This is a genomic window from Hansschlegelia zhihuaiae (assembly GCF_004103825.1).
Classification (GTDB): domain Bacteria; phylum Pseudomonadota; class Alphaproteobacteria; order Rhizobiales; family Methylopilaceae; genus Methylopila; species Methylopila zhihuaiae.
Genome location: NZ_RYFI01000040.1, coordinates 1 through 9,363 on the forward strand (window position 1 = coordinate 1; position 9,363 = coordinate 9,363).

General features: G+C 60.1%; 5 protein-coding genes. All 5 read left to right on the forward strand.

Annotation, left to right across the window (positions count from 1 at the left end; all coding sequences use genetic code 11):
* A partial coding sequence (locus EK403_RS21850; RefSeq protein WP_164919728.1) for a nucleotidyl transferase AbiEii/AbiGii toxin family protein occupies positions 1–562 on the forward strand: 562 nt, incomplete at its 5' end.
* 74 nt (positions 563–636) lie between these two features.
* Complete coding sequence (locus EK403_RS21855) at positions 637–1,941, forward strand: SIR2 family protein (protein ID WP_128779565.1); 1,305 nt, start codon at positions 637–639, stop codon at positions 1,939–1,941.
* Between the two features lie 7 nt (positions 1,942–1,948).
* The gene (locus tag EK403_RS21860) at positions 1,949–4,066 is read left to right on the forward strand and encodes an ATP-binding protein (RefSeq protein WP_128779566.1); all 2,118 of its coding nucleotides are present in this window, start codon (positions 1,949–1,951) and stop codon (positions 4,064–4,066) included.
* Positions 4,063–5,295, forward strand: a complete 1,233-nt coding sequence (locus tag EK403_RS21865; RefSeq protein WP_128779567.1) for an exonuclease SbcCD subunit D — start codon at positions 4,063–4,065, stop codon at positions 5,293–5,295. Before EK403_RS21860 ends, EK403_RS21865 begins: the two co-directional genes overlap by 4 nt.
* 3 nt (positions 5,296–5,298) lie before the next feature.
* On the forward strand, positions 5,299–9,081 hold the full coding sequence (locus EK403_RS21870; RefSeq protein ID WP_128779568.1) for an AAA family ATPase: 3,783 nt from the start codon (positions 5,299–5,301) through the stop codon (positions 9,079–9,081).
* Positions 9,082–9,363: the final 282 nt, after the last annotated feature.

The window sequence follows — 9,363 nt, forward strand, 5'->3', positions numbered from 1 at the left end:
GGAATATGGTGGCGTGCGTGTTCGCACGACAGCAACGATCGCTGGCGCGCGCATATCGATCCAGATCGACATCGGTTTTGGCGACGTGATTACGCCCGCCGCTATGGAGATCGACTATCCCGCCTTGCTAGACGCACCGGCGCCGCATCTTCGAGCCTATCCCGTCGAAACGGTAGTGGCCGAGAAATTCGAGGCTCTCGTTACCCTCGGCGTGGCCAATAGCAGGCTCAAGGACTTCTACGATCTCGGGGTGATCTCCCGAACATTTCAGCTTCGCCGATCCACTCTTGTCGGGGCAATTCAGCGGACTTTCGAGCGACGCGGAACAATCCTTCCATCCGTTGTCCCGGTCGGCCTGACCGATGAATTCGCGGAAGCATGGGCCTCTCAGTGGCGCGCCTTCCTGGGGCGCGATCGGATGGCAGCCGCACCGGATGCTTTCGCCGTTACTGTCGCCGATCTCCGCCTCTTCTTGATGCCGCTGGTCGTCGGATTGGAAGAAGAACAAATTTGGCCGTCGAGCGGGCCTTGGTCGCCGAGACCAGCAGTCGATGAAGCATAGCAGGATGATAAATTTCTCCGTTCCGTGTGGCGCTATTGACGGAGAAAAGAGCCGTAGTCGCGGTTGGGGGAAGTATGGATAAGAAGCACTTTTATCGCGTAGGCGGTCAATCAGGCGCCTGGGACGATCTACCCACCGACCCAGATGAACTGGACACTCTAACAAATAGCGCTCGAAAGCACATCGAGCCGTGGCTCTCCGCTGTTTTCCAAGCCGAGCACCTCAATCTTCTGCTTGGCAGCGGGTTCACAACCGCGGTCGCTTACATCGCGGGTGTCGGGGCCACCGGAATGGCCAAGGTTACATTTGGCACGACGTATGACGCTGCCATCGATGCGCACGCCCAGGCCGGAGCGAAGGCCATGAAAAGAGGCACGGCAAACATCGAAGATCAGTTTCGAAGTGCGCTTGCACTGCTTGACGGCCTCGGAGTCATCGACAAGACGGCAGAGCAAACCCTCAAAGACGCCATCGATGCCCAGATGTCCGGCTTTCTTACTTCATTGTTGAAGACGGAAAGCGGGATCGTCGCTGGAAAGGATCTGACATCGAAGGATGCTGCTCAAGGAGCCCTGCAATCACTCCTCTTGAGTTTTGCGAGCCGCGCTGCGTCTCGCGAACGTTTGCACGTCTTCACAACCAACTACGACCGCCTGATCGAACATGGTTGCGATCTTGCAGGTCTTCGGATCATCGACAGATTTGTCGGCGCTCTGAATCCAGTCTTTCGGGCATCGCGCGTTGAAGTTGACGTCCACTACAATCCACCCGGCATTCGAGGAGAACCCCGGTTCATGGAGGGCGTCATTCGCCTGACCAAGCTCCACGGCTCATTGGACTGGTTTTTCGACAAGGACGAACGGCGGATCTATCGCAAGGGGATCCCGTTCGGAGCGCCTGCGGACCATACCGACATCCCCAAAAAACCCGTCGACACGGTCATGATCTATCCCAATCCAGCGAAGGACGTCGAAACAACACAATATCCCTATGCGGAGCTCTTTCGCGATTTTGCGGCCGCAGCTTGCCGACCGAACGCCGTTGTCGTGACCTACGGCTATGGCTTCGGCGACGATCACGTCAATCGAGTGCTGCTCGATATGCTCACGATCCCGTCGACTCATTTGGTGATCATGGCTTATTCTGCCGATGATCGTCTCAAAGAATTTGTTGAAAAGACGCGCGATGCGCAGGTTTCGTTGCTGATCGGGCCTCATTTCTCAGACCTTCAAACACTAGTCGCAAACTATCTGCCAAAGCCGGCACTCGACTACATATCCGGCCGCATGACAGAACTGTTGAAGCATCGTCCGGGCGATCCAAAAGCCGGCGATCCTCCAGCCGCACCGCCTCTGGCGTCCTCGATTGGCATGGCGTGAGGCGATCATGACGACTCCAATCGAACGATTGTCGGGCCTTGTGGTTGGTGTGGTCGAGTCGGTTGCGCCTGACGAGGTTCGCGTGCTTCTTGAGCTGGATGCGCCGCACTCGACAGCATTGAACACCGGGGTGCCGGCGGGGTTTCCGCGTCTCAACGGGTATGTGCTCATCCCGAATGAAGCCGGCGCGACCGTCGCCTACATTACCTGGATTGGGATCGAACGCTCTCCTTATCCGAAGCGCTCCGGCCTGAAGGACTTTGGCCTGATCGACCTTCCATTTCCGTTACGGAAGATGTCGCTATCGCCGGTGGGCACGCTGACATCACGGCGTGACCGCGCCTCGGGCACGACCAGATACGAACTCTCTCGTGGCGTAGTCGCGTTTCCGTCAGTGGGAGACCAGGTTCTCATTCCGACGGCCTCCCAGGTCGAAGCCATCGTAGGCGCGAGAGACGACGACAAGAGAGTCAGAATTGGCTCCTCTCCGATGGCGTCAAACGCCGCCATCATGGTCGATCCCGACAAGCTTTTCGGCCGGCACTTGGCGGTGTTGGGAAACACCGGCAGTGGCAAATCATGCACCGTGGCGGGTCTGATCCGGTGGTCTATGGCGGCGGCCGAGAAGGCCATCCAGGACGTCGGTAAGACCGGAGTACCCAATGCGCGGTTTATCGTCCTCGATCCCAATGGCGAATACGCCAGGGCTTTCGCTGATCGGGGAGACGAACTGCGGTTGTTTCGCGTTCCGCCCGTTGCAGAAGGAGAGCGGCCGCTCGATGTCCCTGCATGGCTCTGGAGCGGGCACGAGTGGACCGCAGTCGCTCACGCCCAGCCAGGGGCACAACGCCCGTTGCTGATGCAGGGGCTGCGGGAGTTGAAGGCCGGCCAAACGGAGGGAGTGCCCAGGGAGGCGATGATCCGCCGATACCTTGGTTCCTATTCGATCCGGATAGCGGCGATGCTGAACACCGGCACACAGGCATTCGCGGGCGCTGCAAGAGCGAGATTTGAATGCGCACGGCTGCTTGAAACGATCGCGTCGGATTGTTCGCAGTTTGGCGGGGAGGCCCTCGGGACCACTAGTGGCGCTCTTGCCGAGATTTCCACCACGATCACGGGAATTGTAGACAGCCGGCGGTCCGGAAATTTCTTCAACGATTTTGCGATTTCCGATCTCGAAACGATCCGCAGTGCGCTGGACGCATTGGTGCAGACGCTGCCGGATATTGGCCATGCGGCGCCCATCAGCGAGGATGCGCCGCAGTTCTTTGACGTCAACATCCTCGCCGAACACCTTGACCGGGTGGCAACCGAGCAAGGGGGAAACCTTGCGGGGTTTATCTCGACACTCGGACTTCGCATTCGCGGAATGCTCGCCGACCAGAGACTTGGTGCGGTAATTGGCCGAGATCCGCCGACCTCCTTCGAAACCTGGCTGAAGGACTACGTGGGTGACGATGGCGCAAGCAACGGACAAATCGCGGTTGTCGACCTATCCCTCGTCCCATCCGAAATCGTCCATATTGTTGTGTCGGTTTTAGCGCGGCTGATCTTCGAATCTCTTCAGAGGTATCGCCGCGGCCATCCGATGGGCCAGACCTTGCCGACCGTCCTGGTTCTTGAGGAAGCGCACACATTCGTCCGGCGCGGCAAGGACGATGACGGCCCAGCCTCATCTCCGACCCAGCTATGCCGCGAAGTGTTCGAACGTATAGCCCGCGAGGGCCGCAAGTTCGGGCTTGGGCTGGTGCTTTCGTCACAGCGTCCGTCGGAGCTTTCTCCGACGGTACTCGCTCAATGCAACACGTTTCTGTTGCACCGCATAGTCAATGACGCAGATCAGAATCTCGTCGCGCGCCTGGTTCCCGATAATGTCGGCGGTTTGCTCCGCGAGTTGCCAAGTTTACCGTCGAGACAGGCTGTTCTCCTCGGCTGGGCCGCACCGATCCCGGTTCTGGTGGAAGTCGATGAATTGCCCGATGCGCAGCGGCCGCAGTCGGCGGACCCGGATTTCTGGAAAGTATGGACGCTGGCTGAAGAGCGCGGCGTCGATTGGGACGCAATCTCGAAAGCATGGTCGGGCGCTCCTCCGGCACACGAACCGGAGGGCGAAGAGCAATGATTCGTGTTCTGCACACGGCTGATTGGCACGTCGGTCAAACGCTGCGCGGATTTTCGCGCGAGTATGAGCATCGTAAAGTTTTTGAGCGCCTCGAAGAGATCGTCGTTGAGCGGAATGTCGATGCACTCATAATCGCCGGCGACGTGTTCGACAGTCAGAACCCGTCCGGAGAAGCGCAACAGCTTTTCTACAATGCGCTTGTGCGGCTGAGCCGCGCGCAGCCGCGTATGACAACCGTGATCGTCGCCGGCAATCATGATGCCGCAGGTCGGCTGGAAGCGCCACGGCCTTTGTTGGAGGCATTCAAGATCCGCGTCGTCGGAAATGTGCGGCGGCATGAAGGGCGGATCGATGCGGCGCGCCACCTCGTTCCCATTGCTGACGCCAAAGGTGCGGTAGCCGCACACATCTTAGCGGTCTCCTATCCGACCGCCGCGTGCCTTCCAAATTTGACGCGGCTGGATGGCGAGTCTGGTTCACCGGTCGTCGCCGGGGTTCGGAGCCTCTACGCGGAATTACTCGATACGTTACGGGGGCAGATGGACAGTTTGCCGTTTGTCCTTACCGGGCACCTCCATGTCGCGGGCGGTACGGAATCGGAGGGTGCCGAGCGGCGAATCCTCGTTGGCGGTCAGCATGCTGTGCCGCATGACGTGTTCCCAACGGAAGCGAGTTACGTGGCACTCGGCCATCTGCACAAGGCCCAGGCCGTTGGCCGCGACACCGTTCGCTATTCGGGATCATTGATTCCCTTGTCGGCGACGGAGCAGCCATACGCTCATGGAGTCACGCTTGTGAGCCTTGACGGTGCGCAGGTCACGTCTGAGCATATCCCGGTTGACCGGCCGGTTCCTTTCCTGCGCCTCCCAGAGACTGGCGATATGCGTTTGACTGAACTTGGCGATTACCTCACGGCGTTGGGTCTCCAGCCGGATTTGCCGATCAACGAGCGGCCATTCGTCCAGATAAGACTTGCCCGTGACGGGCTGCCGTCCGGATTCAGGGAGGAGATCGACCGCGTCGCCGGGAACTTTCCTGTGCGCATCGTCGATGCCCGTGTCGCCGCGATCCCCGATGCGCTGAATGAGGCGGTCTTCACCGATCCATTGATCCGGTTGGCGGAACGAGACCCAGAGGACTTATTCAAGCTTGCGTTCGAGCGCGAGTTTGGCGCGGCGCCGAACGCAGCGCATTTGGATGTTTTCCATCGAGCACGGGCGGAGGCCTGATTCATGCGCATCCTGGCCATCCGGGGCGAAAATCTGGCCAGTCTTGCGGCGCCATTCGAAATCGATCTTGCCGCAGAGCCTCTTGCAGGTTCCGGCCTATTTGCCATTACCGGTGAGACCGGTGCCGGGAAATCGACCATCCTCGACGCGCTTTGCCTCGCGCTCTATGGCGAATACCCGCGCGTCTCCGTTAGCCGTCGTGAAAATACCCCCGATCCCAGCGGGGAGGCGATCTCAATTCATGATGGCCGCGCGATCCTGCGTCGGGGCGCCGGCGGCGGATATGCCGAGGTAGATTTCGTCGGGCAGGATGGCGAGCGCTACCGCGTCCGGTGGGAAGCTAATCGCGCCCGTGGCCGAGCGAATGGGCGGCTCCAGAATGAGCAGCGCGCGCTGTACCGGCTTGACGACGGGAGCGCCGTGGCGACGGGTAAGACTCAGGTTCGCGACGCGGTGGAAGCGAGAACCGACCTTACATTCGATCAGTTCCGCCGAACGGTGCTTCTCGCTCAAGGTGAATTCGACGCCTTCCTTCTCGCTGCCGAGAGCGAACGCGCGGAATTGCTTGAGAAGATCACAGGTACGGAAATCTACGCAACGATCTCGATCCGCGTCCATGAAGGCACGGAGGTTCGACGAAGGGCCGCCGAGCAGTTGGAGCAGCGCCGGAACGACATCGGCCTGCTCGATGACGACGCCAGGCAGGGGCTGCTGAACGAACAAAGCCAGCTTGCGGCTACCATCGCCCAGAAAGCCGCCGAGCGCGATCAACACAATGGGCGGCTTGATCATCACAAGCGTGTCGCCACCGCCAGAAGCGATCTCGCGCAGGCAGCGGCTCGAGCGGTGACGGCGCGTTCAACGCGTGAGGCTGCCGCCGAGGAATATAGCTCGCTTGCCGAATTTGATCTGGTCGAACCGCTTCGCCCACTATCGGTCGATATGGAAAATGCGTTGCGGGCTGCCGTGGGGGCCGAATCGCGCCTCGGTGATTTGCTTGTTGCCCGTGAAGAAGCGCGGACGCTCGACGAAACGGCTGCAACTCAATTGACAGATGCGGCGATGGCCGACGAGGCCGCGGAAGACCTGTTCAAGCGCTTTGGGCCTCTCTGGAGCGAGGCCGAGAAGCTCGACGCGGAGCTGGCAACGGCCCGAATCGAGTTCAAGGATGCGACCGAGAAATCGCAGCAGGCGGAGACGACGTTGCAATCTAGCGTGGCCGCGCTAGCCGCGCTTGATCAGGCCCTTCGCCAGGCCACAGAATCGCTCGGCGCAACAGCGGCCCAATTAAGAGATCAATCGGGTCGCGTTCTCCTTGCCGATCGCCTGGATGACGCGATGGTTCTGCTGGAAAAGCGGGTCAGTCTCAAACAAAGCCGCGGCACAGCGGTGTCCGGGGCGGCTGAGGCCGCGGAAGTAACGGCGCGTTTGGACGGTGAAATAACTGAGCTGTCGGAGAAGCTCGCGGTAGATCGTGGTCGGAAGGACAGCCTCAGTCGTGAGATTAGTGAACGTCGAAGCAGTCTTGCGGCAATCGACGAGCCGACGCTCCGTGAACGTGACACAGATATCCAGCGTGTGCTTGAAGCTTTGCGTGAAGCGAGCACCACATGCGAGCAGCATCTTCGCGCATCGGCTGATCTAGCGCGCGGGGAATCAGAGCTTGCCATTGCGGCGCAGGAGGTGGCCACGGCGAGTAGCCAAATCGCCGAAGCCGAATCCGACCAACTCCGCGAGCGGGCCGCGCGCGCCGAAATCGTGCCTCTCGCGGAACTTGCCGAGGAAGCTGTCTCGTCTGAAGCCATTCATCTGCGCAGCCTGCTGACCCCGAATTTAGCCTGCCCGGTGTGCGGCAGCACAGACCATCCCCACTTGGCGCACCCCAGCGCGCTGAACGAGATGGTCGCCACGGTTCGCCGCCGTCGCGAAGAACTAGATGCCGCGCTGGCTGCGATAGACCAGCGTCTTGGCGCTGCCACGCGCACACTCGCTGCCGCAGAGGTGCGTCGCACAGAGGCGAACCGCGTGATCGATGTCGCGCGCGGCCAAGTTTCGGCGGCCGAGAGCGCTTATATCGAGCAGAGGCCAATATTGAGCGATCTGTGCTCGAAGGCGAGAGTGGAGGGAAGTGTGCCCCGCGCGCCTGACAGCCAAGGTGCGTCCGCATTGGCGGCGCTCGCCTCGGCAGCGAAGGCGGAACGGATCACTATCACCGGTCCACTGGCAGATGCCCAGCGTCTTCGGACAGAGATCGATGGTTTGCAGCGGGAGCATGACGCGCTCGCTCGGGCAATCGAGTCGATAATCCGCGACGTCGACCAACGACGTTCTGAACTGCACGCCGCGCAATTGAAGGCAAAAGAGCAAATGGTTAGGGAGGCGGCCCTTGCTGAGAGCCTCGGTTCCATCGACCGTGAGATCACGCCATTTCTCGCTGCGGCTGACCTAAACAACGAAGCACTCGATGCCGATCCCGCTGATGTTGCCATCAGGCTCTCAGCGGTCGCGCAAGAATACGATGCGTTGCGTAAGCAGGTTGGTGAACTCGAAACGACGCAGCAGCGGCTGGTGCCTGACCGCTCGGCGGCTGCCGCCTCGCTTGATCACGCACGGACGCAGGTGATGGAGATCGCGACCCGTCTCAATCAACGTCATTTGGTCGTAGAAGAGAAGGCAGCCGCCCGAGCCGAACTTCTTGGCGGCGAGGCTACCGCCAGCCACCGAACAGGGATCAATGAAGCTCGCCGGACAGCGCGCGAAAAGCTCACCAGGGCGCGCGAGGCGAAATCCTCTACCGCTGGCGCCTTCCAGTCGGCCAACGCTCGTTGTGAGGAAGCCGCCTCTGGGTTGGAGGTCGCGAAGAGCCGTCGCGCTTCAGCCGAAGTGGCATTCAATTCGGCCTGCCAGGATATTGCTCGGTCGCCGGATCGGGTCTCCGCGCTGATTGCCACCGATCCGGCTGTGTGCAGAGTGCTGCGATCACGAATTCAGGAGATCGAGCGGGCAGTAAACGATGCAGACGCCGCGGCGCTGACGCGCCAGAACGACTTAGTCAGGGCACTGGGAGGATTCGACGAGACAACGGACGCGGAGGCACTGACTATCATGGTTGCCGCGCTGGCAGCAGAGATAGGCGACCTGCACCAACGAACTGGTGTTCTTTCCGCCGCGCTCGCGCGTGACGATGACGCGCGCCGCACAGCCGCAAATCTATCTGCTGAATTAGACACCGCCAGGGTGGAACTCGCAATTTGGCAGGCGGTCGACGACGCTGTTGGCTCCGCCAGCGGCGACCGCTTTCGTCGTTTTGTGCAAGGCATCACGCTCGACCACATGGTGCAACTGGCGAATGATCACCTCCACGCACTGACGCCCCGTTATAGGCTCGCGCGGGGGGCTGCGTCCGATCTCACGCTGCATATCATTGATCGCGACATGGGCGACGAGGTCCGAAGCACCCGTAGCCTGTCAGGCGGTGAACGTTTCCTCGTCTCTCTTGCCTTGGCGTTAGCGCTGTCAGGCCTTGAAGGTCGATCGTCCTTTGTCGACACGCTATTTATCGATGAAGGCTTTGGATCGCTCGATGCGGAGACGCTCGACTTGGCAGTAGATGCACTGGAGACCTTACAGGGCAGAGGTCAGAAGGTTGGCGTCATCACGCACGTCGCTGCCATGATCGAGCGGATTGCCGTACAAGTTCGTGTGGAAAAGCGCGGTGCAGGCCGATCCGAAATTAGAGTTTCTGATGGTATGGGATCGGCATCGCCTGCGATGAGTGCGCAATAGTATCAGCGGGCGACGCACCTCGACCAACGTGACAATTGGCTGCTGTGATGGTACGGTCATCGCGTGAAATCGGCGGAATGCACGGATCGAGTCGGATTGTTTCCTGCATCCCGCGCTTGACGATAGTCCCCGAAAGTACCGTTTTTGGGGTTCCCCCGGAAAAACTCAATGATTTCAAGAGCCGGCCATTTTGGCGGGACGGCTGACGGTATAGTGCCGCTAAAAATATTTTTAATGTCGTGATTTCAATGCTTTAGGATGTTCATTGATAATAGAGTGGGA

What these genes read in the sequence shown, in the direction of transcription:
- EK403_RS21860 (WP_128779566.1), top strand. Translation starts at nt 1,949, where the DNA reads ATGACGACTCCAATCGAACGATTGTCGGGCCTTGTGGTTGGTGTGGTC.
- EK403_RS21855 (WP_128779565.1), top strand. Translation starts at nt 637, where the DNA reads ATGGATAAGAAGCACTTTTATCGCGTAGGCGGTCAATCAGGCGCCTGG.
- EK403_RS21865 (WP_128779567.1), top strand. Translation starts at nt 4,063, where the DNA reads ATGATTCGTGTTCTGCACACGGCTGATTGGCACGTCGGTCAAACGCTG.
- EK403_RS21870 (WP_128779568.1), top strand. Translation starts at nt 5,299, where the DNA reads ATGCGCATCCTGGCCATCCGGGGCGAAAATCTGGCCAGTCTTGCGGCG.